1 protein-coding gene is annotated in these 908 nt (G+C 28.4%); it reads left to right on the forward strand.

Annotation, left to right across the window (positions count from 1 at the left end; all coding sequences use genetic code 11):
* Positions 1–828 (forward strand): acetyl-CoA carboxylase biotin carboxylase subunit family protein (locus AJ939_RS08340; RefSeq protein WP_070283447.1); only part of this gene is annotated, 828 nt, incomplete at its 5' end.
* Positions 829–908: the final 80 nt, after the last annotated feature.

The raw sequence follows: 908 nt of genomic DNA on the forward strand, positions 1-908 counted from the left end.
ATGAAAAACAAACATTTTTTTATTATTGGCGGTGGTGATTTACAAGCAGATTTAGTGTTACATGCAAAAAAAGATTTTATCACTCATGTTTTTGACTACAATGAAAATTGTTTTTGCAAAGATTTAGCAGATTATTTTCATCCTATTTCTATTGCTGATAAAGAAAAAATTCTGGAATTAGCTATCAAATTTAATATAGTAGGTATTGCTACTGCTGCTACAGAACTTGGAAATTTAACAGTATGCTACATTGGAGAAAAGCTTAATCTTGGAACTAATTCTTATGAATGTGCTAAAAATACTACAGATAAAAGCTTAATGAAAAAAGTATTTGAAAGAAACAATATCAATCATGCTAAATACTTTATACTCAAAGATGAAAAAGATTTAGAACAAATTGCTAATTTCCCTGTTGTTGTAAAACCAAGCGATAGAAGTGCTGGAAGAGGAGTTGTAAAAGTATTTGATAAAGAAAATTTAAAAAAATATTTTTACAAAGCTAAAGATTTCTCTTATAATAAAATCGTTTTAGCCGAAGAAGTTTTAAAAGGTAGACAATTTAGTGTAGAAACTATAAGCTCTCATGGTAAACATCAAATTATAGCTATCACAGAAGAATATTTACGAGAAGGCGAATTTGCAAATGATTTTTTAGAAACACAGCATTTGATTCCTGCTAGGATAACTCATCATGAAAAAAAAATTATTCAAAATGAAATTATTAAAGTTCTAAATGCTTTTAAAATTAATTTTGGAGCTTCACATATAGAAGTAAAATTTGATACTAACGGGGGGGGGGATTTAAAAAATGCAAATTATCGGTCATAGAAATCGCAACCCGCTTAGGAGGTTGGCGTGATGTATTAGCATATCATTCTTATGGCATTGATTATTTACAACTCTTAATT

It is taken from the genome of Campylobacter sp. BCW_6889, assembly GCF_001762535.1.
GTDB classification, from domain to species: domain Bacteria; phylum Campylobacterota; class Campylobacteria; order Campylobacterales; family Campylobacteraceae; genus Campylobacter_D; species Campylobacter_D jejuni.